Origin of the sequence: Providencia sp. TYF-12 (genome assembly GCF_041344805.1) — a bacterium.
Classification (GTDB): domain Bacteria; phylum Pseudomonadota; class Gammaproteobacteria; order Enterobacterales; family Enterobacteriaceae; genus Providencia; species Providencia huashanensis.
The window spans coordinates 3,111,903-3,132,472 of the sequence record NZ_CP166833.1; the positions used below are offsets into that span (position 1 = coordinate 3,111,903).

The 20,570-nt window shown below is 39.2% G+C and carries 33 protein-coding genes; 23 read left to right on the plus strand and 10 right to left on the minus strand.

What is annotated here, in order from left to right:
• Window positions 1-132: 132 nt before the first annotated feature.
• Window positions 133-411 carry a hypothetical protein gene (locus ABE954_RS14290; RefSeq protein WP_371025512.1) on the minus strand — a complete coding sequence of 93 codons (279 nt, stop codon included), beginning with the start codon at window positions 409-411 and terminating at the stop codon, window positions 133-135.
• A complete protein-coding gene (locus tag ABE954_RS14295; RefSeq protein WP_166685809.1) occupies window positions 380-640 on the minus strand; it encodes a helix-turn-helix domain-containing protein in 261 nt (86 codons plus the stop codon). Before ABE954_RS14295 ends, ABE954_RS14290 begins: the two co-directional genes overlap by 32 nt.
• A gap of 124 nt (window positions 641-764) precedes the next feature.
• Between ABE954_RS14295 and ABE954_RS14300 the strand changes: the two genes are divergently transcribed.
• From ABE954_RS14300 to xis, 19 genes are all read left to right on the plus strand, one after another.
• Window positions 765-1,463, plus strand: coding sequence for a helix-turn-helix transcriptional regulator (locus tag ABE954_RS14300; RefSeq protein WP_166685810.1), 699 nt, complete (start codon window positions 765-767; stop codon window positions 1,461-1,463).
• A 157-nt stretch (window positions 1,464-1,620) separates the two neighbouring features.
• Window positions 1,621-2,082 carry a helix-turn-helix domain-containing protein gene (locus ABE954_RS14305; protein WP_166685811.1) on the plus strand — a complete coding sequence of 154 codons (462 nt, stop codon included), beginning with the start codon at window positions 1,621-1,623 and terminating at the stop codon, window positions 2,080-2,082.
• Between the two features lie 13 nt (window positions 2,083-2,095).
• Window positions 2,096-2,311: a host cell division inhibitor Icd-like protein gene (locus tag ABE954_RS14310; protein ID WP_371025513.1), complete on the plus strand. Its 216-nt coding sequence runs from the start codon at window positions 2,096-2,098 to the stop codon at window positions 2,309-2,311.
• 1 nt (window position 2,312) lies between these two features.
• Window positions 2,313-2,507, plus strand: a complete 195-nt coding sequence (locus ABE954_RS14315) for a hypothetical protein (protein ID WP_154633108.1) — start codon at window positions 2,313-2,315, stop codon at window positions 2,505-2,507.
• Window positions 2,508-2,542: 35 nt separating this feature from the next.
• Entirely contained in the window at window positions 2,543-2,680 is a 138-nt protein-coding gene (locus ABE954_RS14320; protein WP_371025514.1) for a hypothetical protein, read from the plus strand.
• Window positions 2,680-2,865 carry a hypothetical protein gene (locus ABE954_RS14325; RefSeq protein ID WP_154633109.1) on the plus strand — a complete coding sequence of 62 codons (186 nt, stop codon included), beginning with the start codon at window positions 2,680-2,682 and terminating at the stop codon, window positions 2,863-2,865. Before ABE954_RS14320 ends, ABE954_RS14325 begins: the two co-directional genes overlap by 1 nt.
• Window positions 2,866-2,867: 2 nt before the next feature.
• On the plus strand, window positions 2,868-3,359 hold the full coding sequence (locus ABE954_RS14330; protein WP_371025515.1) for a hypothetical protein: 492 nt from the start codon (window positions 2,868-2,870) through the stop codon (window positions 3,357-3,359).
• Window position 3,360: 1 nt separating this feature from the next.
• A complete protein-coding gene (locus tag ABE954_RS14335; RefSeq protein WP_371025516.1) occupies window positions 3,361-3,783 on the plus strand; it encodes a hypothetical protein in 423 nt (140 codons plus the stop codon).
• A 74-nt stretch (window positions 3,784-3,857) separates the two neighbouring features.
• Window positions 3,858-4,199, plus strand: coding sequence for a hypothetical protein (locus tag ABE954_RS14340; protein ID WP_371025517.1), 342 nt, complete (start codon window positions 3,858-3,860; stop codon window positions 4,197-4,199).
• Window positions 4,196-4,501 carry an ANR family transcriptional regulator gene (locus ABE954_RS14345; RefSeq protein ID WP_210831705.1) on the plus strand — a complete coding sequence of 102 codons (306 nt, stop codon included), beginning with the start codon at window positions 4,196-4,198 and terminating at the stop codon, window positions 4,499-4,501. Before ABE954_RS14340 ends, ABE954_RS14345 begins: the two co-directional genes overlap by 4 nt.
• The gene (locus tag ABE954_RS14350) at window positions 4,494-4,703 is read left to right on the plus strand and encodes a hypothetical protein (RefSeq protein WP_225832880.1); all 210 of its coding nucleotides are present in this window, start codon (window positions 4,494-4,496) and stop codon (window positions 4,701-4,703) included. The genes ABE954_RS14345 and ABE954_RS14350 overlap by 8 nt, the downstream gene beginning before the upstream one ends.
• Complete coding sequence (locus tag ABE954_RS14355) at window positions 4,700-4,915, plus strand: hypothetical protein (protein ID WP_105880979.1); 216 nt, start codon at window positions 4,700-4,702, stop codon at window positions 4,913-4,915. The genes ABE954_RS14350 and ABE954_RS14355 overlap by 4 nt, the downstream gene beginning before the upstream one ends.
• A gap of 2 nt (window positions 4,916-4,917) precedes the next feature.
• A complete protein-coding gene (locus tag ABE954_RS14360) occupies window positions 4,918-5,748 on the plus strand; it encodes an ORF6N domain-containing protein (protein WP_371025518.1) in 831 nt (276 codons plus the stop codon).
• Window positions 5,748-6,320, plus strand: coding sequence for a hypothetical protein (locus ABE954_RS14365; protein WP_094960995.1), 573 nt, complete (start codon window positions 5,748-5,750; stop codon window positions 6,318-6,320). Before ABE954_RS14360 ends, ABE954_RS14365 begins: the two co-directional genes overlap by 1 nt.
• 13 nt (window positions 6,321-6,333) lie before the next feature.
• Window positions 6,334-6,561 carry a hypothetical protein gene (locus ABE954_RS14370; RefSeq protein ID WP_371025519.1) on the plus strand — a complete coding sequence of 76 codons (228 nt, stop codon included), beginning with the start codon at window positions 6,334-6,336 and terminating at the stop codon, window positions 6,559-6,561.
• Window positions 6,558-6,806 (plus strand): hypothetical protein, encoded by a 249-nt coding sequence (locus tag ABE954_RS14375; RefSeq protein WP_371025520.1) that lies wholly within the window; start codon window positions 6,558-6,560, stop codon window positions 6,804-6,806. Before ABE954_RS14370 ends, ABE954_RS14375 begins: the two co-directional genes overlap by 4 nt.
• Entirely contained in the window at window positions 6,793-7,182 is a 390-nt protein-coding gene (locus ABE954_RS14380) for a hypothetical protein (RefSeq protein WP_222959833.1), read from the plus strand. Before ABE954_RS14375 ends, ABE954_RS14380 begins: the two co-directional genes overlap by 14 nt.
• A complete protein-coding gene (locus ABE954_RS14385) occupies window positions 7,169-7,486 on the plus strand; it encodes a hypothetical protein (RefSeq protein ID WP_105880973.1) in 318 nt (105 codons plus the stop codon). Before ABE954_RS14380 ends, ABE954_RS14385 begins: the two co-directional genes overlap by 14 nt.
• A 17-nt stretch (window positions 7,487-7,503) precedes the next feature.
• A complete protein-coding gene (gene xis / locus ABE954_RS14390; RefSeq protein ID WP_105881218.1) occupies window positions 7,504-7,695 on the plus strand; it encodes an excisionase Xis in 192 nt (63 codons plus the stop codon).
• 11 nt (window positions 7,696-7,706) lie between these two features.
• Here xis and ABE954_RS14395 read toward each other — a convergent pair whose 3' ends face one another.
• Window positions 7,707-8,909: a tyrosine-type recombinase/integrase gene (locus ABE954_RS14395; protein ID WP_371025521.1), complete on the minus strand. Its 1,203-nt coding sequence runs from the start codon at window positions 8,907-8,909 to the stop codon at window positions 7,707-7,709.
• An 818-nt stretch (window positions 8,910-9,727) separates the two neighbouring features.
• Between ABE954_RS14395 and ABE954_RS14400 the strand changes: the two genes are divergently transcribed.
• Window positions 9,728-10,297, plus strand: a complete 570-nt coding sequence (locus ABE954_RS14400) for a tetratricopeptide repeat protein (RefSeq protein WP_042847984.1) — start codon at window positions 9,728-9,730, stop codon at window positions 10,295-10,297.
• A gap of 218 nt (window positions 10,298-10,515) precedes the next feature.
• The gene (locus ABE954_RS14405; RefSeq protein WP_042847987.1) at window positions 10,516-10,953 is read left to right on the plus strand and encodes a universal stress protein; all 438 of its coding nucleotides are present in this window, start codon (window positions 10,516-10,518) and stop codon (window positions 10,951-10,953) included.
• A 205-nt stretch (window positions 10,954-11,158) separates the two neighbouring features.
• Here ABE954_RS14405 and ABE954_RS14410 read toward each other — a convergent pair whose 3' ends face one another.
• A complete protein-coding gene (locus ABE954_RS14410; protein ID WP_240133559.1) occupies window positions 11,159-11,626 on the minus strand; it encodes a GNAT family N-acetyltransferase in 468 nt (155 codons plus the stop codon).
• A gap of 130 nt (window positions 11,627-11,756) precedes the next feature.
• Window positions 11,757-13,010, minus strand: coding sequence for a bifunctional glucose-1-phosphatase/inositol phosphatase (gene agp, locus ABE954_RS14415; RefSeq protein ID WP_042847990.1), 1,254 nt, complete (start codon window positions 13,008-13,010; stop codon window positions 11,757-11,759).
• 224 nt (window positions 13,011-13,234) lie between these two features.
• On the opposite strand from agp, the gene ABE954_RS14420 reads away from it, so the two are divergent.
• Both ABE954_RS14420 and ABE954_RS14425 read left to right on the plus strand, forming a co-directional pair.
• Complete coding sequence (locus ABE954_RS14420; RefSeq protein WP_042847992.1) at window positions 13,235-13,681, plus strand: GNAT family N-acetyltransferase; 447 nt, start codon at window positions 13,235-13,237, stop codon at window positions 13,679-13,681.
• A gap of 2 nt (window positions 13,682-13,683) precedes the next feature.
• Window positions 13,684-14,229 carry a GNAT family N-acetyltransferase gene (locus ABE954_RS14425; protein ID WP_080750926.1) on the plus strand — a complete coding sequence of 182 codons (546 nt, stop codon included), beginning with the start codon at window positions 13,684-13,686 and terminating at the stop codon, window positions 14,227-14,229.
• Here ABE954_RS14425 and ABE954_RS14430 read toward each other — a convergent pair whose 3' ends face one another.
• From ABE954_RS14430 to ABE954_RS14450, 5 genes are all read right to left on the minus strand, one after another.
• Entirely contained in the window at window positions 14,230-14,688 is a 459-nt protein-coding gene (locus ABE954_RS14430; protein ID WP_042847995.1) for a YbaK/EbsC family protein, read from the minus strand.
• 197 nt (window positions 14,689-14,885) lie between these two features.
• Window positions 14,886-15,542, minus strand: coding sequence for a formate dehydrogenase-N subunit gamma (gene fdnI, locus ABE954_RS14435; RefSeq protein WP_042848077.1), 657 nt, complete (start codon window positions 15,540-15,542; stop codon window positions 14,886-14,888).
• The gene (gene fdxH / locus ABE954_RS14440) at window positions 15,535-16,422 is read right to left on the minus strand and encodes a formate dehydrogenase subunit beta (protein ID WP_164975524.1); all 888 of its coding nucleotides are present in this window, start codon (window positions 16,420-16,422) and stop codon (window positions 15,535-15,537) included. The genes fdnI and fdxH overlap by 8 nt, the downstream gene beginning before the upstream one ends.
• A gap of 11 nt (window positions 16,423-16,433) precedes the next feature.
• On the minus strand, window positions 16,434-19,481 hold the full coding sequence (gene fdnG, locus ABE954_RS14445; RefSeq protein ID WP_371025522.1) for a formate dehydrogenase-N subunit alpha: 3,048 nt from the start codon (window positions 19,479-19,481) through the stop codon (window positions 16,434-16,436).
• A 733-nt stretch (window positions 19,482-20,214) separates the two neighbouring features.
• Complete coding sequence (locus ABE954_RS14450; protein WP_048606649.1) at window positions 20,215-20,538, minus strand: YnfA family protein; 324 nt, start codon at window positions 20,536-20,538, stop codon at window positions 20,215-20,217.
• Window positions 20,539-20,570 lie beyond the last annotated feature (32 nt).

Sequence of the window (20,570 nt, forward strand, 5' to 3'; positions counted from 1 at the left end):
CCTTGGCAGTGCCTTCCCTAACACCCCTTTCAAAGATCACCCCCCTTACCCCCCTAGAAAGTTTTCCCCTCTTCCCCAGAAAACAGTCTAGACGGCTAAACGTCTTAACCCCTGAATACTCCCTTAATGAAATTACTGACCAACCAACAACGGCGCCGAGGTATAACCTTGCATTGCCTTCGAATAACGTCTCACGTACTGCCTTAACCTTGAGTTCGCTTCATGTCTCGCTTTGTTGTCTTTGCGATATGAAACGAGCTCTAACTCCCAATGCTCCTGATACACTTCGGAATAAGCCACCAGCGCCCTATTTCTCGCACTCGGTGACAGTGGCAATAACATTTCCTGAATCCACTTAGCGTCATCAGGAAAGTAATGCTTAGGCATCGGTATGTTGTGTATCTGGTGCATATAGCCCACTGTCTGGATGAGGAAACAAATCAGGTAAGTCAGGGCGAATTTCATGTGCCTTAACCTTATTTCCCGTTGCTGAAACTATTCTCAAGACACACTCAACTGGAACCTTACTTTTCCCGTGCAACCAGTCACAAATAGTGGGTTGAGCCCTGCCGCACTTCTTTGCCAGTAGTTGTTGACTGCCAATTAGAGAAATCGCTTTCTCGATATGCTTATTTTTCATTATCGGTTCTCCTATTCTTAACATGATATAAATCGGAAAACCGTTTGTCCATAGATATTCCTATTTTTAATTGCTTTTTATCGGAAAAGCGATAGAATCAATGCTTAGTTTCGGAGGGGAAAAAATGAGCTTTTCAGATAGGCTAAATACTGCTATGCAAAGAGCAGGCTACACACAATTCGCACTAGCTAAAGCCGTGGGCATGGCTCAGTCGAGTATCAATCAATTACTCAACAAAGCTGGCGGCTCAAGAAAAACTGTAGAAATAGCTAAGGTTTTGGGCGTGCGTGCTGAATGGCTAGCTTCTGGTGAAGGTCCCATGCTACCAAGTGAGCAATACTCTGTAGAACACCTTACAGATACTAATGATAATAATTTAACTACCAATGATTCATATACTGTTGACCTTATGGACATAGAGTACAGTTGTGGACCTGGTAGTTATAACTCTGACTTTCCAGACATCATAAGGTCTATATCTTTAGAACCTGAGTTTGCACTAAGTATTTTTGGTGGCAGACCTGCATCATCTATGAAAGCAATTAATGCGCAGGGTGATAGCATGCAAGGGACGATAGATCCTGAAGATTTAGTTTTTATTGATGTGACAGTGAAAAAGTTTGAAGGTGATGGGGTTTATGCATTTACATTCGGGGGTTCATCACACATCAAGCGACTTCAAAAAATAAAAAATTATCTTATTGTTTTGTCTGATAATCCAGCCTACAAAGAATGGAAAATTGATGAGTCAGAAGAAGAACAGCTTTTTATTGATGGCAAAGTCATAGTAAGCTGGCCAATGAAATTAAGACGCTTCGCATAGCACATCAAAACCCCACAAACCCGCTGACAAGGCGGGTTTTTTATTGCCTTCCATCCCGCCCTCCTTTATTCAAATAAAATAAATCGGAAAACCGATTGACACACAATGAAAAAGTGATATTCTAAAAATCGGAAAAGCGATAATCAGAGAGGGTAACATGAACAATTTTTTAGGTTTTCCGTTAAATCCTTGTGACGCCTTAAATAACATAGAAATCATGTTGGAAGCAGGGCTTCTTTTATCCAGCACTACAAATGAAGAAATTAGCGAGATAGGTGTTGCCATTATTGATCTTGCAAAGCGATATTCGGCAGAGGTTTATGTAGGGCTTACAAAAAAAGTAAATGAAGTAGCCAAAATTGATAAACCAGAAATATCACACCAAAACTCTTTTGCTTCGCGCTTGCGCTTAGCTCTTGATCATTCTGGAATGACACAAGCAACCTTGGCGGGCTTAATAGGTGTATCACAAGGAACGGTTAGTGCACTGGTGACAGGCAAATCAAAAGAATCTGGTATTGCCCGCTGCGGGAAAATTGCTCAAATATTAGGTGTTAGTGCTGATTGGTTACGCTACGGTGAAGGTGAGATGACTTCATTTAATTTTTCACGCCAATAGTAAGGTTTAAAAAGTGCCGATTATACATTATGCGTCAAATACCAATACACTTAAACCTGATATCCGTACAGGTCTGTTTAAGTTCTGTTTCTTTGCTGTAAAGCGTAGTGATCCACAAGCTAAAGGTGAACGCAAAAAAGTTTATGCAACGGATTTGAAATCAGCAAAATTACAGCTTATTCGTGATTATGTTTTATCACTGGCATCACAAACACCTATAGGAGCGTGACATGTCACACGAAATTAAATTAAGTGTCGCCGCAAAAAAAAGCGTCCAATTAAATGCTGTATTAATTCAGCTAAATGGAATGACAACTGGAGAAACCATCATTGATAGTTTAATTGAATTAGCCTACGAACTATCAAACCCTGTAGCAGGTTGGTTAATTGAAGAAAATGCACAACGGGATAATGGACATGAATAAAACAGCCCCCCCCCAAAGTACAAGTTAGTGAATGTATGGATGTGTTTAACCGAGTGAAAGCGTTTTTAATTGCCGCTCAATATCTAAATAGAGACAACAGCGAAAAACATATAGCCAATCAATTAATCGCTCAATGTGAAACTGAGGTCGATAATATTTTGGAGAAAGAATAGTGAATGACAATATTCAATTAAGAGATGCAGCTAACACTGAATTAACCTACGCAAAGGCCATTATTAATTTAATTTTAGATTCAGGATTTATTGATAATGAAAACACCCTAAATACTTTGGCTGTAGCCTTATTATCAGTGATTCGCGCCCATGAGTCATTAATTAAAATTAATCTTGGGAAGTAAAAATGAAAACTAGCGATACGATAAAAATAAACGATTTCAAAAACTACTCAATCGAGCAACTTAGTGGAATTTCTATTAGTAACGAAATGACATCAGAAGCATTAATTGAAGGAGTTGGAGCAATTGGCACCTTATTATTTGATTCTTCATGTAGTGACAATGACCCCTTATCAAAAGATGTTCTGTGTAAAATAGGTTTATTGATTCAAGAGTCAATCATTATTGCTAAAGCATTAGATGATAATGTTTATTATTCTAGTGAGGAAATTAAACGGCGTTCTGCCCCCCCCAATCAAAATAGTAAGTTATCAGAAAATAAGTTACATGGTGCTATTGGGGATATTAATAATGTCGAGCTTTCTCTACATCAACTTAAAAGTGACATATACGAAAATGAACCAGACACCCCAACGCTATATGCACAATTAGATTTAATGGCAAATACATTAAGTAAAACACTCAATGGTTTAGACGCTCTTATTAAGGAAAATTAAAATGACAAACAAAGCAAAGCCTATAGAAATAACAACAGGTCACGACATTCAGGTCATTACTCGTGAGGTTTATTTTGTTCAGCCATGCAATAAAAGCTATTTCACTGAAGATGCCGCTATCAATAAATATGCACACATCCTTGCTAGTGATGAGTTCAGTAAGCTAGGCAAGCCAACTAACGAACCAGACATTAAAACACAGTTGCCTGATGGTACTCCTACCTTTAAGCGCGGTGCCATGCTGCCAGAGTATATAGATAGACAGGCTGAAATATATCGAGATTTAAAACAGAAGCTTAAAAAAGAAAAGCATATTTTACAGTTAGAAAAGGAATGGCAAAAAGCAAACACAAGATTCGAAGAAGCAAAGGAAGATGCGGTAATAAAATACGGCAGACTTCAAGAAGCAATAACCAATAAATAATTAAAAAACAAATTTAAATTCAAATCAGCGTCAATGCTGAGGGAATCCCCTTATCTAAATTCAGGAATAAGAAAATGGAAAAATTAACTTTATTAGACAAAAGAAGAAAACATTTTATTGATGCAATCTTTGATTATCTAAAAAGTAAAAAGAAAGCTTCAACATTCGAGCGAACTGTAGATAGTATTAAATTCCGAGTTGATTTAGATGCTGAGATATTAAAGCAATCATTAATCAATTTATACGAAAATAACATCTGCCGTAAAGAAGCAGGAGCAACCGACCAGCAAATAATCAAAGTCTACGATAGTTTTTACAATAAATACGGAAAGCTAACCGACGAAGGCAAAGAGTTCATTAGTGATATTACTTTACTCATTGCTGAACATTTACATCAAAAGGAAATGAATAAATGAAGCCAAGTTATTTAAGTATTGCACAACAGGCAGCAAAAGCAGAACAAGCCGGTGATTATTTAGAAGCATCCATATTGTGGGGTCAGGCTAAATATTTAGCCAGAACAGAAAAAGACTTGCGGTGGGCTGAATATCGAATAGAGCACAACTCACTGCGTAATTCTTTATTAACTCGCGCAATTGAATATGAAGAACAACAAAAAGAACGTAATAAAAAAGCAAGGGAAAAAATCAAAAGTAAAAAAGAAGCCGAATTACTGGAAGCCAATATTAATAAAACTTCGGAGATGAGCTGTGAGTAACTTTGAACATTATATGAATACTGGCAAGTCACTTGAAGATAGAAAGTTATATCGACGTGCCGCTGAGCAATATAACAAAGCTTTTTACATTGCCAAACCGCCAGTAAATGGCGCGTTAAGTGATCAGCAGAAAATAAGCAGCCAAGCAACTGACCGTTGTTTATCTAAAGCAAAAATTAAAGTGACGGAGAGTTATTTATGAGCAAAAGAAAACGCAGCAGAACTCAACAGGGAATTGCAGGTATGACTATTGCTCAAGGGCTTAGTTTAGAAAGAAATGAAGTTAAAGATTATGCCAATGTCTGCAAACACTTATCCCAATTTGAAAGAAACGGCGATGACATTCGAATGCCACTAAATAGACAACAGCGCCGATTAGCCAAAAAGTTAAAAATTGATATTAAGAAGGTTTAATTATGAGCGAATTAATCACAATAGATGCTAACGCACTGCCCGTTATTGAATGGAAAGGTGTCCGAGTTGTCACCACGGAAACATTAGCGGCTGGTTATGGTGTTGATGAGGCCAACATCCGCATGAACCTTTCAAATAATCGTGATCGTTTTGTTGAGGGAGTTCATATCATCACACTCAAAAGTGACTCATTACGTTCGTTTCGTAACCAAGTAAAGGATATTTACTCGGTTAATAAACATACAACGTCGTTGACGCTATGGACCGAAAAAGGTGCTGCCCGCATGTCGAAAATTGTCGATAGTGACGAGGCCTGGTCTTTCTTTGAAAAAATGGAAGATGCTTACTTTCGCCCTGCACCGACTGAGGTGAGTCGAAAACAGCTTGCACTGATGGTAATTGAAGCTGAAGAACGCGCAGAAGCTTTCCAGCTTGAAAATAAACATCTCAACGCGACAGTGGAAAGCCTAGGTAAACATTTCAGCAAAGGCATAACGATCACCTCATTTTGCAAGGCGCTTAATGGTGTAAATGTTAACAAAATGATGTGGTGGGCTTCAAAGCGAAACTGGGTTTATAACTCACGCCGTGATCTTGCGAAGTCTCCTAAGTGGCGAGTTGCTTCATACGCTCGGGATAAATATCTCACAGAGGAAGAAACCAAAGTCACTCCTCATGGCATGGAAGAATTTATAAAAGTGACGCCAGTCTTATTAGAAAAAGGTTGCCACCGCTTATATCAGCTCTATATGAAAGGTGAGCTTCCAATGAAAAAGACATGGAACGGTGAGTTTTCACACGACAAAGCTATCTACACACCGGAGGCTAAATAATGGCTTATTTTACTGATGCAGGTAACGGCGTTATTGCCGACGATGGCACTTTGATTTCTTATTCTGACGCAGTTAAGGCGCTTGAATGTGGTCACTACGATAAAGAGTTAATAAAAGGCTTGTATTTGGCTGCTGCCGTGATGGGTAAGTTAGCTGATGAACCAGACACCCTAACACCTGAACAACGTGTTTCAGTTTGGCGCTGGGTGGTAGTGGCTTGCTTTATCCGCGAACAACAAGAGAAAAACGGCACTATTGAGGTGCCAAATGGTAGCGGCGGCATTGATTTAGCGACCATCTATAGCAATGGCAAATCGTCACTGAGTATTTACCCTGCTCCTCTGCGTCTTGCTCTAAGTGAAAACTTAGAACGGATCATGGTTGAAACGGTCGGGAAAGCATTATGGGCTGACTTTACTGTCCGAGTGTATATCGATTTTCTTGATATCTCACTAGAACACGGTCCTCGTCTATCAGCCAAAGGACGCGAAGGTCTTTGCATTCTTCACGATGATTATATCCGTGCACTGGAATCAGAAGGTGGTTTCCCTGCAATGCCAACTATGCACTAAGGACGGTGGAACAATGAAAATTGAATATATCGCCAGCGAAACAGGTAATACAGCCAAAGTAGCAATCCTATCTTTCATTACCGAACGCAGGAAGCTAAACCGCTTAATTGATATGGCCCTACTTCGTGCGCCGGTTCATGAATCATCAATAGGTTTCTTTTTTCGAGTAACAACGATTTACGGTAAGGCAAATCATGTATTACATGCCTATAAAGTTATTAGCAAGGAGGCAAGCAAGTGATTGAACAAGATAATACTGAACATGAAATGGTTGATTACGATGATGTGATCGTTCGGGTTACTCACTATGTGGATGACGGCTGCGATTGGACTGCTCGAATTATTCACGGGATCAGACAACGCTGTTATATCAGGATGGGTGTATGCCCTCCTCTACCGCCAGCGCCACAAGTTGTTGAGCCAAAGTTAATCCCGATCACCAAAAAGAAAAAACGAGCAAGGAAGGTGAGTGATGAGCAAAATTGAGAACCCTGTTGTTTTAGTGAACATACATAAAAATCATGAAAATAGCGTAGCGGTTCACGTTACTAACGGATCTAATGATTGGCGAGACGTCCGCAAAGGTTGCATTGCTGACCTAGACGAAGTTCATCCTGATGATGCTATGGATAGGTTACCACTTGAGGTTTTGTATTACACCGCTATGGCCCTCGAGGAGGAAAGAGCCAGAAATGTAAATATCAAGCACCTCATTGAGCTCGCCACTCTGGCATTAGAACAGTTGCTTGAGCGGTATAATGAAGGCGTTTTAGTGCCAACGATAGGATGTTGTCCACCAGAAATTAACTCTGCTCATGACGTATTGGTCGAACTACGAGGTGAAGCTAATGACAACGCTTGATTTCAATCTCGTCAGCATCATTAAAAATGCAGGTGGTGATCCGGGTGATGTAACTGAGGCTGTTTGGGATGCTGGTTATCAGAGAATGAATTTCACCACTGAGGAAATCATTCAAATGACCACCAGCCAGATAGCCGATTGTGTTTATTATGGCGTCCCGCAAAATGTATGGCCAAAAACAGTTGAAGACCTCAGCTATGGAAATCTAAACGCCATTATCGATGATGCTATGTGGCTAGGAACTCCAGCTGAAGTTGCAGCGGCAATACTGAAGAATGGATATGTGAAGGGAGGTGATAAGTGACCCTTGATAATGCATATATGACCACTAAAGATGTATGTGAACATCTACGAATTTCGTCAAGAACGCTAGACAGAAGAAGAAAGCGTGCAGTATTACCATTTCCCGAACCTGACTGTAGCTATCAAGGATCTGAAAATAGATGGTTTAAATATAAAGTTTTAGAATGGCAAACGAAAGATTCGGAACTAAGTAAAGCGAGCCGCAAATGAAAATAACGCCCCTAACTTGGGGCGAATTTCGTTATTAACTCCAATTTATCCCACCACTTTTTATAAGCCTCTCTCATCTCATTCATATAGCTGTATTTATCATAAACACCCCATACCCCGGGTAATTTATGACCTAACATTGTTTCTGCGACATGGGGCGCGGTTAATTCTGAGAAATTCGTTCTAGCGGTACGTCTTAGGTCATGCATAGAAAAATGAGGGATGATTACATCATAACTTCTTTTGCAGTATCGAATAAGATTTTTAGGAAATGATAGGTGAAAATTAAAAGATATAACATCCGTTCCTGAGTTAAAAATTACTTCACTATCAGCTAACTCGATAAGCCTTTGTATAGCAGGAACAGAGTTTTCTATTATTGGTCTTATTAATGGCATTCCTGTTGAGCCTCCTGTCTTGTGGTTCTCTGCAGGAACTACCCATATCATTTTATTGAAGTCAAAATCGCTTTTTTTGGCTAATCGAAGCTCACCAACACGACAGCCATAGTAAAGGCATAAAAACACAAACAAAGCGTTTTTCTCTTCCATTCTTGATTCTTTGCTAGCTTTTAAAATGTAGTAAATTTCTGAGTCGTCTAACGTGCGTGAACCTTGCCCCTTTTTAACACCGAAATCTTTAGGGCTAAGATTTAATAGCGGGTTTAGAGCTATCATATTCCGCTTTCTAGCCCACTCATAACATTCAGCTGAGTTATTTAAAATGCGCTTCGTGATTTCTGAGTACTTTTTAGACATTCCATCTAAATAAGAAACCCATATTTTTGTAGTTAACTGCTCTGGTGAATACTTACCTAACTTAGGGAATACGTGTATTTCAAAAGTTCTCAATACGTTCACTGAACTTACCTTCCCTTCAAAATGCATCTCATGCCACTGTCGATATAAGTCTTCAAATGAGCTATTCTTATTGATAGTTTCAATTTCCAAGGACTGAACCAGTTTTGGGTTTTGCCCCTCACTTAGAACCTTTGACCAGTGCAAAACTTTAGATCTGGCTTCTTTGAGTGACATTACAGGGTATTTCCCAATAGTCATCTTATCCTGCTTACCTAGAAATCGGTATCGATAGAAAAAAGACACCACGCCATTTTTAGAAATGCGCACCCACAAACCGTCACGATCTGATTTTTCGATAACCGATGATTGTTTTTTGCCCTGATTTATTCGCAAAAATGTATCTGTTATTGCCATTGTTGCCCCATTTTTACAATTGTCATCCAGTTTTGATGGACACACTGGTGGACACATTAAGTATGTCTTATGGTGGCTTAACCTGTCTTAACTTGTCAATGGGGATTTTATTAAATCATTAAATAACAACCACTTGTATAAATAAAATGACTAAAGTTGTCTTTTGTTGTCATAGGTGTAAATGTCGCTATTGATGACAACGGTAAGCCTACCCCACTATTTGGGGAATAACCCTTTAACCTCGTGAAGAAAGGCTTGTTTTTCTTTCGCTAAAAGGCGTAGATGTACCTACTTTTATTTACGCCTTTTTAATACCGCATATGTCACTCATTATGTGTTAATTACTTTCGAATACTTTTAATTATTGTCAGTGTCTATTTTTAAGTTAAAAATAACAGCTTTCTGGCATAATAATCTAAATATGTTTAATAAACTTAACCTCTTCCCCACTTCTCATATATACAATATATGACTAGCATCTAAGTCAAAACATACTTATTAAGACAATTTAATTATTATTAGTATCTTGTTACAATAAACACATCCCGTTACTAAAAGACCTTGTTTTTATACTCTAATAAGTTGTAATTACCATTAGATATTGATATTTTTTAGTTATAGTCGTAGAGTATCCAGAGATATTCATTACCTAAAAAATGCGTATATCCATTGAGTTTAACTTTATTGTATTATTGGTAGTAGCCTAGGTTTTTCTTTAAAAAGATGTTCCGCATTGTTAACTTTCAGCAATAAAAGATACAGATTACCATCGCTTTTTGATAATAAAAATGAACATTACACATATAAGATATAAAATTATGCTTAGAATTCTCTCACTTATTCTTTTATTTACCTTCTCCATAAACCATAGCGTCGCTGCGGTCCCTAAAGAGACAATTAAAAGAATTGAGCAAGAAGCTCAAAAAGGCGATATTAAAGCACAAGTTATGCTTGGCATCGGCTATTACCTTGGTAATGAACTCAAACAAGATTATGGAAAAGCCAAAAAATGGCTAACTATGGCATCAAATAAAGGTAACTCTGACGCACAACTATTTTTGGGCGATATGTATTTAAATGGAAACGGCGTTGAGGAAAACCTTGAAACAGCGATGGATTTATTTGAAAAATCAGCTAATAAAGGTAACGTTGAAGCTCAAAATTATATGGGGCAATTTTACTACCAAGGTATTGGTGTAAAGCAAAACTATATTACCGCCTTTGAATGGTTTAAAAAATCGGCTGATAAAAAGTTCCCACCTGCCCAATACCAAATTGGTAAAATGCTAAACAATGGTGAAGGCACTGAGATAGATGAAAAAGCCGCCGCGGATTATCTAGCACAAGCTTGTAAAGCAGGGTTGAAAGAAGCCTGTAACAAGAAATAATTTATACTGTTCACGAACTCCCTCTGGCTTGGCAAACTCAATACTCAAAATGAGGGTGCCGAGCCTTTTCCTTTTTCTTTTCCCCATAAAAAATGTATTGCGACTACTTGCTCACAACCTTTAACTTTAAAGTTCGTTATTATTAATTTATGGATAATCAATATCAAAATATATGATAATGTTCTAAACTTATAATATAAAAGAAAAAAGGAGAATATATGTACAATACAATTTTAGTTCCGATCGATGTAACCGAAGACGCACTCACCAACCTATTAGTACCCCATGTTAATTCGCTACAGAAATTAAATAATGCGACGGTACACTTTCTTGCTGTAACTGCACCAATCTCTAACTATTTACGTTATGGTGGCACCATTTTACCAGGTGATTTTCCAGATGATGCAAAACAAGCTGAGCTTATCCTTGCTGAATTGAAAGAAAAAATTAAATTGTTCTCGGTTCCTGCAGATAAAGTGCATGCAAAAGCGACTATTGGCTCTGTTAAAGATGAAATTATTGCCGTTGCTGAAGATATCAACGCTGATATTATTTTACTCGGCTCACGTCGCCCGAGCATGTCAACCTACTTATTAGGCTCTAATGCCGCATCTGTAGTGCGTTATGCTAAGACAAGCGTATTAGTCGTCCGATAATAAAGACTAATAATATATATATAGCTAGGTCAGCTCATTTTACAAATGAAAAGTTTAGCTTTAATGATTGTTACAAAAAACAATAAAGGCATACACTTTATCAGACTATTTAAGACCTATTTAGGGTACATTAAAGGCTCATAAACATTTTCGTGATTTTTTTCACTCCCTGCTTTTATAGCAGGGATTTTTTTATGTCATTTACTTAGCTTTTATTTAAGCGAAAACGCTTGAAGGGTACCCCATCAAAATCTACGAGTGCCTCTTCAACAAAACCATAGCGCAAAATTGCTGATAATTTCAAGCGAGTTAAAGGTAAGTGGATCGTTACAGAGTCAACATTAAGTGACGTAAATGCTTTATTTATCATGCGCTCCACCAAGTATTTCCCTGCTCCCCAGAAATCAGGATGTAACACTAAAGCCAAATCCGCATCACCGGCTTCATTTTGTAAACCACCCCACCCTGCAAATTGCTCATCAATCATGATTGCCCACACACCATAGCCATGTTGACCCCAATGTTGCTCTTTGCCAGCAACCCAATCGCGACAAAATGCCTCATCAAATTGGTTATTACCCAGTGGCATATGTTTTAAAACTAATGGATGGGTATTCAATGCAATAATATCTGCGGTGCAGATTTGACTTAACTTACGAAACTCTATCAACATAGTTACCTAGTTATTACTCATATTATACAGTCAGCGAAAAATTGATTAGCGGTTTTGAACATAATTTAAATATCATATTAAAACAATAGCCCACTCAATAGAATGGGCTATTAGCATAGCAATTAACCCATTATTGCTCTAGTGCCATTGCCATGACTTTTTGGAAGTCTTCCCATGAGCAATATCCATTTTTATCAATAGGGCAACCTTTTAGCTCCAACGTGACATGTTGTGGTGGTGTTTGCAGAGACAAGTAAGCATTATCTCTCAGTTGATCAGCCGTTTGATAAACATATTCTACTTTCATAAAATCTTTATTAGCCTGTTTATCAGTCCAACGCTGAAAGACTAATTTCCCACCAATCGGCGTATGTTCATACTGCTGAGGTAATTGATAAGGTTTAAAATCCATCGCTGACATCAACGACGCAATATTTGAATCGTGGCCGACTAAGAAAATAAATTTTGCAGTTTCGCCCTTATCAACTGACACAAAACCTTTATCAATGTAATTTAATATTGGGTGTGCAACATTCTTAGCAATCAATTTTGGTGTAAACAGCGTCTCTTGATAAGCATTTTTTAATGTGTTTAATTTTTGCCATTTTTCTGGCGAATTGACCATGCCCCAAGCGACTTCATCAGCAGGGAAACCTTCATAATATTGCAGGTCGATAGCATCTACAGCTGAATTGGCCATTTTTAATGGACCGCTAACCCCAGGCTCTTTATTTTCTTCAATAATAAAACTATTTTTCTGGCTATTTAAATTACATAATTTATCCGTTTTACATTTCTGGGAATCTTTAATGTTCAAAACGGTATCAAGCTCTTCATAGCCGGCTTTCAGCGATAAACCATTCAAATAATCATCCATTGCTGAGAGTGCTTTTTGTTTGAACTCTGGGCTTCCGTTGGTAATAATAGGGTTAAATACGGGGTCCATTTTACCAATTTCAGGTTGGTGGTGGATATTCACTTTACAACCGGGGAAAGCACCCGCAGCGAAAAATTGGGCTGTCGCTATGGTTCTTTGTAGGCTGTTAGTATAAAGGTAAATATCCTCACTGCTGGTTGGGCATAGCTCATCCGCTAATAATTTGTTTTGGTCTATCCATTCCCGAAAATAATGCCCCATATACACTTCTAAAGCCCCACCTTTGGTGGTGAGATAACCACTATGTGCATCCCAAGCAGGCCATTTTTTATCGGTAATCTCAGTAAGAACGCCTGTGTTAACAATTGGTGTTCGTAAGTTATGGCGACTAAGCACTAAAACTTGGTCTAAAACCATATCAGTTTGGTTGTCTGTATTGGCTAGCGCTGGCGCGATAGGTGTGAATAATGCGGCAGATAAACAGAATGTTAGCAATTTATATTTCATTAAATATACCCCTAAGATCCAATCAAAAAAATGAAAAAGTACCCTATAAAAAAGTCAGACGCCCAGACTTCACGCCCAATATTACGACTCATCTAATAATGAATTAGTTAGCTTTTTTTTCTGCGATAAATATCTCAAAAACAACCTTAACCAAAATTAAAAAGGTCATTGACATACCATATTGGATAATTAAGATCACCCCATAAATATAAGGAGTAAATATAATGATAGTCCAAACCGCCACACGTGCACACGATAATGAAATTATTCGTGTTTGGGAGTCATCTGTTAGAGCCACACATCACTTTTTACCCGAAGAAAAAATTGCTGAATTAAAAGTGGCAATTAAAGACATTTACTTACCTAATTTAGCTGTATTTGTCACATTTGATGACCTAGGCAATATGATTGGTTTTCTGGGCTGTGATGAGCATCGTCTCGAAATGCTGTTTATTTCGCCAGAAAACAGAGGCCAAGGTACGGGGAAAAAGCTACTGCAATATGCAATTGACACTCTGGGTATTACAGAGCTAGACGTTAACGAACAAAATCCTCAAGCCATTGGTTTTTATCAGCATATGGGTTTTACACAATATGCTCGTTCTGAATTAGATGGAGAAGGAAACCCATATCCTATTCTACATATGCGCCTTAACCCTGTGGCACAATAACCATGAAAATTATTGAGTTAGAAACCCCTCGCTTACTCCTAAGAATGTGGCAAGAAAAAGATAAACTGCCATTTACACTGATGAACAGCCACCCAGAGGTGATGCGTTATTTCCCTTCAGTGCTAAGCGAGCAGCAAAGTACCGAAATGCTGGCCACAATCATCGATAAGTTTTCCCAACAAGGGGGCTGGGGGTTATGGGCTGTTGAATTGAAGTCTACCAATGAATTCATTGGGTTTATTGGTTTAAACACCCCGGCTAAAACATTGCCTTTTTCTCCCTGCATTGAGATAGGCTGGCGTTTATTACCTGAATTCTGGCATCAAGGCTTGGCAACTGAAGGGGCAAAAGCGGTGATCCAATTAGCTTTCGAACAATTACAGATTGCCGAGCTAGTTGCATTTACTGCGGTACCTAATACACCATCAGAATTGGTAATGAAAAGACTAGGCATGATAAAACAACCAAATAATTTTTATCACCCAGCCTTACCTGATGGCCATTGGCTACAAGAACATGTACTTTACCGCATAACAGCTCACGATTGATTACTGGCAAATATCAACCCATGATGCTTTGACAAGTTCTAACAGACGAGTTGGTGAAATACGTATAGCACTATTCACTGACCCTGCAGCGGGTAGCACTTCGCTATATTGTTGTAGTGAAATATCACAGTAAATAACTAGGTCTCGGGGCAAGCCAAACGGGCAAACACCGCCAACCGGATGGCTTGTGGAGTCTACAACCTCATCCGCTCGTAACATTCTCGCTTTTGCCCCCAATACTTGTTTTACTTTTTGGTTATCAAGCCGCGCTTCCCCTGCACACACGACTAAAACGACCTCATTTTTAAGTTTAAGTGACAGTGTTTTTGCGATTTGGTTTGCTTCAACATTATGTACTATTGCCGCTTGTTGCACTGTTGCTGTTGGGGTGTCAGTTTCTATAATGTCAATATCGGGGGCATGTTGCGCTAAAAATGCCCTAACAGATTGTATACTCATATATTTTCTCGTTATCATTGGTGGCAAGTCACTTTGTCATATGACGATTTTTACCTTACTAAAATTTTGCCATCTTGCAACCTAATGGTTTTACATGAATTTAATTTTAACTATAAATAACATGGTAAAACCAATAAAAAAGCCACCACAATGTATAAACAAAGTGATGGCTTGATGTGACTTAATCTAACAATAAATTACTTTTTGCCTTCAGCTTCAGCTTTGGCTTCTTTCGCCTCAACATCACGATACCAGCGAGGGTGGTGTTTTCTCGCCCAGCGGCGGCTAACCTTACCTTCTATCATGCCATTAATTGAGCCTTTCACCCAAAATGCCATATACATATGGATTAGAATCGCGTGGATTAGAATAATAGCGGAAAGTGCGTGGATCAAAATACTCCAACGAACCATCCACATAGGAAATAGATGAGCAAAATAAGGACGCCACATGATAATCCCAGTGATCAGTAGTACGAAAATCATACTCATGATACTCCAGAACATCATTTTTTGCCCCGCATTATACTTACCTACATCCGCCACCTCATGTTCATTACCTTTGAGAACTTCAACAATATTTTTAATCCATGGAAGGTCTTTCTTATCCGGAATATTGTGTTTCACAAAACGAACAAACATGAACATCAATACGACGAATATCAGTACACCAAAGAATGGGTGTAAAATTCTTCCCATTTGTGGAGTACCAAAGGTTTCCGTCAACCATTTCAGTGTTGGGAAAAATAAGGCGATACCAGACAAAGCAACCAAAAAGAAGCTGATGACAACAGTCCAGTGACAGGCGCGGTCAATAAACTTTGTCCGCACAATCATTTTGCTTTTTTTACTCATGGTCATCTTTCTCCTCATCATCACTCACTTCTTTGTTCGGTCCAATTCCCACATAGTGGAAAATTAACCCTGCAAAGGTGGCTATAAAGCCCGCAACAGAAAGTGGTTTCAAGACGCTCTGCCACAGATTGATTGGAGTATCAATTTGTGGGTCTTTCGGTAAGTCATGATAAAGTTGCGGTTTATCAGCATGATGAAGAACATAAACAACGTGAGTTCCCCCCACGCCTTCAGGATCGTAAATCCCCGCTTGCGCATATCCTCGATTTTTTAATTTCGTGACACGCTCTTCGCCGTATTCCAGCATTTCCCTCTTCGTACCAAAGCGAATAGCACCTGTTGGGCAAGTTTTCACACAAGCGGGTTCTTGACCGACAGAAACTCTATCAACACATAAAGTACATTTATACACACGATTATCTTTAGGATTTAAGCGTGGTACATTAAAAGGACAACCCGCAATACAATAGCCACAACCAATACAGTGCTCCGATTGGAAATCAACGATCCCATTTGAATACTGAATGATCGCTCCCGCAGATGGGCACGATTTTAGGCAACCCGGGTCTGCACAGTGCATACAACCATCTTTACGGATTAGCCATTCCAGCTTACCGTTTTCGCTTGTTTCACTAAAACGCATCACCGTCCACGATTTTGCACTAAGATCGGTTGGGTTATCATAAACCCCAACGCAATGCCCGACTTCATCGCGAATATCATTCCATTCAGAACATGCCACCTGACAAGCTTTACAGCCTATACAGGATGACACATCAATGAGCTTACAAACTTCAAATTTATCGTCACGCGCCTGTGGTGGAGGCGTAATACTATTGGTCGCGGAACGCTTAATAATGTCTTGAGATTGCATGGACATAGTTCCCTCCCTTACGCCTTCTCAATGTTAACTAAAAACGCTTTATACTCAGGTGTTTGAGAGTTAGCGTCCCCCACAGATGGCGTCAACGTATTGGTGATAAAACCTTTTTGCGTAGCCCCTTCAAAGCCCCAGTGAATAGGTAACCCAACGGTTTCAATTGGTTTACCGTCCACCATCAGGGTTTGTAATCTCGGCGTTACCACCGCAACGGCTTTGATAAAACCACGTTTACTACTGACTTTGACCTTATCGCCTAACGCAATTCCTTTGGCTTTCGCTAATGTTTCGCTGATTTCAACAAATTGCTCTGGCTGAGCAATCGCATTCAAGCAAGCATGCTTAGTCCATGTGTGGAAGTGCTCTGTTAAACGATAAGTGGTGCCGACATAAGGGAAATCTTTGTGGTCGCCAAGACGTTTTTTGTCCTCATCAAAGATCCGTGCCGCAGGGTTAGAAACCACATTCGGGTGTAATGGGTTAGTACCAAGAGGCGTTTCAAAAGGCTCATAGTGCTCAGGGAATGGCCCTTCTGCCATCTTATCGATAGCAAATAAACGCCCTAACCCTTCTGGTTGCATAATGAATGGACCTGTTCCGACTTCTGGTGCAGATGCATTAAAGTCAGGAATATCATTACCGACCCATTTTTTGCCATTCCATTCAATTAGCACACGGTCTTTATTCCACGGCTTACCTTTAGTATCACAAGATGCTCGGTTATAAATAACGCGACGATTCAACGGCCACGCCCATGCCCAACCTAACGTGTTACCAATGCCAGACGGGTCACTATTGTCGCGATTCGCCATCTGGTTGCCTTTTTCAGTCCAACTGCCCGTGTATATCCAGCAAGAAGATGCTGTTGTACCGTCAGCACGTAATAAGGCAAATGAGCTAAGAAGTTCACCTTTTTTCGCTTGTAAATTGCCGTCGGCATCGTACAGATCAGCCAGTGCAACTCCGTTATTTTCTTTTGCCACTTCTTCTGATTCAGGGTGGAATTGCTGTTTATAATTCCATTTCATCTGCATCAGAGGATCTTGGCCTTGACCGCCTTCTTTTTCATACAACTCACGAATTTTGTATAAAATTCCTGTCAAGATTTGGCCATCATTACGCGCTTCACCTGGAGCATCCGCTGCCTGCCAGTGCCATTGCAACCAACGACCAGAGTTCGCGATAGAGCCATCTTCTTCTGCAAAACACGTTGATGGTAGACGGAAAACTTCAGTTTGAATCGAAGCTGTATCGACATCATTCATTTCACCGTGGTTTTGCCAGAAATTAGCAGTTTCAGTGACTAACGGGTCGACAACAATCAAATATTTCAACTTACTGAGGCAGCTAACAACTTTGTTTTTATCTGGGAATGACGCTACAGGGTTAAATCCTTGACAAATATAACCCGTGACCTCATTACGGCTCATCATGTCAAAATACTTCATTACATCATAAGCTTGGTCCCATTTAGGTAACCAATCATAGCCCCATTGGTTGTCAGCTTGTGCAGAATCACCATAGAAAGACTTCATTAAACTGACGAAGAATTTCGGGTAGTTACTCCAAAAGTTAACTTGATTTGGTAAGGTTGCTTTTGGTGTATTAGCAGACAGATAGCTATCAATATTCAGGTGTTTTTCTGAAGGCAACGTCAAATAGCCGGGCAGACTGGTCGATAATAACCCTAGATCAGTTAAACCTTGAATATTTGAGTGGCCACGTAAGGCATTAACACCACCGCCAGCGACCCCCATGTTACCAAGTAGTAACTGGATCATTGCCATGGTACGAATATTTTGCGCACCAACCGTATGTTGTGTCCAACCTAAGGCGTATAAGAAAGTCCCTGCTTTATCTGAAGCACTCGTGGTTGCTAAGATTTCACAGACTTTTAAGAAATCAGCCTTTGATGTACCACAAATTTGCTCAACAATTTCAGGTGTATAGCGTGACACGTGCTTGTGAAGCAGATTCCACACACAACGAGGGTCTTGTAATGTGTCATCGCGTAACGCATGACCATTTTCATCAAATTTGTAGTTCCAGCTGGTTTTATCATAACTACGTGTATCTGCGTTATAGCCACTAAAGAGGCCATCATCAAAGTCAAAATCATCTCGAACAATTAATGACGCATTAGTATAGTTTTGAACGTATTCAGCGTTTATTTTGTTATTTTCAATCAGGTACAACAAGACGCCCGATAAGAATGTAATATCGGTACCCGAACGAATCGGAACATAATGGTCTGCCACTGATGCCGTACGCGTAAAACGCGGGTCGATCACAATCAGTGTTGCATTGTTATTATTTTTCGCTTCAATTGCCCAGCGGAACCCAACAGGGTGTGCTTCCGCAGCGTTACCGCCCATTACGACGACGACATCGGCATTTTTGATATCAACCCAGTGGTTGGTCATCGCACCGCGACCAAATGTTGGAGCAAGACTTGCTACCGTTGGTCCGTGTCAGACACGTGCTTGGTTATCAACCGCCAGCATACCTAGCGATCTCGCGAATTTTTGGGTCAACATTCCTGTTTCGTTACTTGCAGCAGATGCACAAAGCATCCCTGTTGATAACCAACGGTTTACGGTTGCTCCCTCAGCGTTTTTCTCAATGAAATTTGCATCGCGGTCATCTTTCATTAAACGGGCAATACGTGTGAAAGCATCATCCCAGCTAATGCGTTGCCATTTATCAGAGCCTGGTGCTCTATATTCAGGATAACGTAAACGATTTTCGCTCTGGATATAGTCAAGCAGGCCAGCCCCTTTAGGGCATAAAGCACCACGGTTTACAGGGTGGTCGGAGTCACCTTCCACATGGAATATCGCGGACTTAGCATTCATGGCACCATCGCCCATGCTATATATTAGTAATCCACAACCGACAGAACAGTAAGTACAAGTGTTACGCGTCTCTTTAGAGCGTAGTAATTTATATTCACGTACATTAGCTATTGCCATTCCAGGCATAAAACCTAACGCAGCTACAGTTGTACCTGCCATCCCGCCAGCGCAGATTTTAAAAAACTTTCTGCGACTAACGTTCATTGCTAACCTCTTTATATTTTTTGTATAAATCGGTGAGAGAATAGCAGCCTAATATGATTAGATATTGCCTAAAATCAATGAAAGTGAAAATAAAAGTTTAATTAATATTAACTGAGTAGTTAAACATCAATTACAAATACTACCAATAGAGTAATTATTGTTAAATTGACTTAGATCAAATGTTACTTTTTGAAATATTTTAGTTAAATACATTTCATTGGCATTTTAAAAAATAAAAATAGAAGAAAATTAATTCAGGAAATACATCACAACTGACCAAAAACCAAATTTATTTAATTTCATGAAAAATAAATTATCACCATATAAAACTGGTGGAAAAAACATTGACAGAAATAAGCATAAATCATTTGAAACTCTTTAAAATCAATTAATTAAAAAACACCCAAGCTTAGTCTAGCTTTTTACAAAACCAATATTTAATTGTTCTAATATGAAACAATAATGATAAAAAATACCGAACATCACCACAGATACTTAAATAATAATAATAAACAAAAAAAATAACCGTCTTATAAATAAGCCACCAGATAAAAATAAAACTCAGTTTTACGACAACCTTATCTGTATTTTTGAGGTAACAGCACTAGGCTATCTATGGTTCTTGCAGGCTTATAGTTTAAATATGGAAAAAGTGAATTCATTGAGAACTCACTTGCGAAATAATAATGACGTTCTTTTGGGATATTACTTTATCTAAATAATAATCTGTTTTTTACTCCCAGCCACTAATAATGATACCAGCGCCAATAAGCACAACGAAAGCCCCAACCCAGTCAGTTACCAAAAGTGCGACCCCATCGACAACTTTTAGCCATACTAACGCTGTGACAATATATATCCCACCGTAAGATGCATAAATTCGGCCACTGGCTTCTGGATGTAATGTCAATAACCAGACAAATAGCATCAAACTTAAGGCTGTAGGGATTAATAGCCAAGGCCCTCCCTGTTTTTTCATCCAGAGATAAGGGAAATAACAGCCTGCAATTTCAGCTAGTGCAGTGATAAAAAACAAACCAATAATTTTTATCGACATAAGACCCCATTCAAAATTAGCGCTACTGATTT

Coding starts and splice junctions, on each gene's coding strand:
- ABE954_RS14290 (WP_371025512.1), bottom strand. CDS start 411: ATGCACCAGATACACAACATACCGATGCCTAAGCATTACTTTCCTGAT.
- ABE954_RS14295 (WP_166685809.1), bottom strand. CDS start 640: ATGAAAAATAAGCATATCGAGAAAGCGATTTCTCTAATTGGCAGTCAA.
- ABE954_RS14300 (WP_166685810.1), top strand. CDS start 765: ATGAGCTTTTCAGATAGGCTAAATACTGCTATGCAAAGAGCAGGCTAC.
- ABE954_RS14305 (WP_166685811.1), top strand. CDS start 1,621: ATGAACAATTTTTTAGGTTTTCCGTTAAATCCTTGTGACGCCTTAAAT.
- ABE954_RS14315 (WP_154633108.1), top strand. CDS start 2,313: ATGTCACACGAAATTAAATTAAGTGTCGCCGCAAAAAAAAGCGTCCAA.
- ABE954_RS14320 (WP_371025514.1), top strand. CDS start 2,543: ATGGATGTGTTTAACCGAGTGAAAGCGTTTTTAATTGCCGCTCAATAT.
- ABE954_RS14330 (WP_371025515.1), top strand. CDS start 2,868: ATGAAAACTAGCGATACGATAAAAATAAACGATTTCAAAAACTACTCA.
- ABE954_RS14335 (WP_371025516.1), top strand. CDS start 3,361: ATGACAAACAAAGCAAAGCCTATAGAAATAACAACAGGTCACGACATT.
- ABE954_RS14340 (WP_371025517.1), top strand. CDS start 3,858: ATGGAAAAATTAACTTTATTAGACAAAAGAAGAAAACATTTTATTGAT.
- ABE954_RS14345 (WP_210831705.1), top strand. CDS start 4,196: ATGAAGCCAAGTTATTTAAGTATTGCACAACAGGCAGCAAAAGCAGAA.
- ABE954_RS14355 (WP_105880979.1), top strand. CDS start 4,700: ATGAGCAAAAGAAAACGCAGCAGAACTCAACAGGGAATTGCAGGTATG.
- ABE954_RS14360 (WP_371025518.1), top strand. CDS start 4,918: ATGAGCGAATTAATCACAATAGATGCTAACGCACTGCCCGTTATTGAA.
- ABE954_RS14365 (WP_094960995.1), top strand. CDS start 5,748: ATGGCTTATTTTACTGATGCAGGTAACGGCGTTATTGCCGACGATGGC.
- ABE954_RS14370 (WP_371025519.1), top strand. CDS start 6,334: ATGAAAATTGAATATATCGCCAGCGAAACAGGTAATACAGCCAAAGTA.
- ABE954_RS14380 (WP_222959833.1), top strand. CDS start 6,793: ATGAGCAAAATTGAGAACCCTGTTGTTTTAGTGAACATACATAAAAAT.
- ABE954_RS14385 (WP_105880973.1), top strand. CDS start 7,169: ATGACAACGCTTGATTTCAATCTCGTCAGCATCATTAAAAATGCAGGT.
- xis (WP_105881218.1), top strand. CDS start 7,504: ATGACCACTAAAGATGTATGTGAACATCTACGAATTTCGTCAAGAACG.
- ABE954_RS14395 (WP_371025521.1), bottom strand. CDS start 8,909: ATGGCAATAACAGATACATTTTTGCGAATAAATCAGGGCAAAAAACAA.
- ABE954_RS14400 (WP_042847984.1), top strand. CDS start 9,728: ATGCTTAGAATTCTCTCACTTATTCTTTTATTTACCTTCTCCATAAAC.
- ABE954_RS14405 (WP_042847987.1), top strand. CDS start 10,516: ATGTACAATACAATTTTAGTTCCGATCGATGTAACCGAAGACGCACTC.
- ABE954_RS14410 (WP_240133559.1), bottom strand. CDS start 11,626: ATGTTGATAGAGTTTCGTAAGTTAAGTCAAATCTGCACCGCAGATATT.
- agp (WP_042847990.1), bottom strand. CDS start 13,010: ATGAAATATAAATTGCTAACATTCTGTTTATCTGCCGCATTATTCACA.
- ABE954_RS14420 (WP_042847992.1), top strand. CDS start 13,235: ATGATAGTCCAAACCGCCACACGTGCACACGATAATGAAATTATTCGT.
- ABE954_RS14425 (WP_080750926.1), top strand. CDS start 13,684: ATGAAAATTATTGAGTTAGAAACCCCTCGCTTACTCCTAAGAATGTGG.
- ABE954_RS14430 (WP_042847995.1), bottom strand. CDS start 14,688: ATGAGTATACAATCTGTTAGGGCATTTTTAGCGCAACATGCCCCCGAT.
- fdnI (WP_042848077.1), bottom strand. CDS start 15,542: ATGAGTAAAAAAAGCAAAATGATTGTGCGGACAAAGTTTATTGACCGC.
- fdxH (WP_164975524.1), bottom strand. CDS start 16,422: ATGTCCATGCAATCTCAAGACATTATTAAGCGTTCCGCGACCAATAGT.
- ABE954_RS14450 (WP_048606649.1), bottom strand. CDS start 20,538: ATGTCGATAAAAATTATTGGTTTGTTTTTTATCACTGCACTAGCTGAA.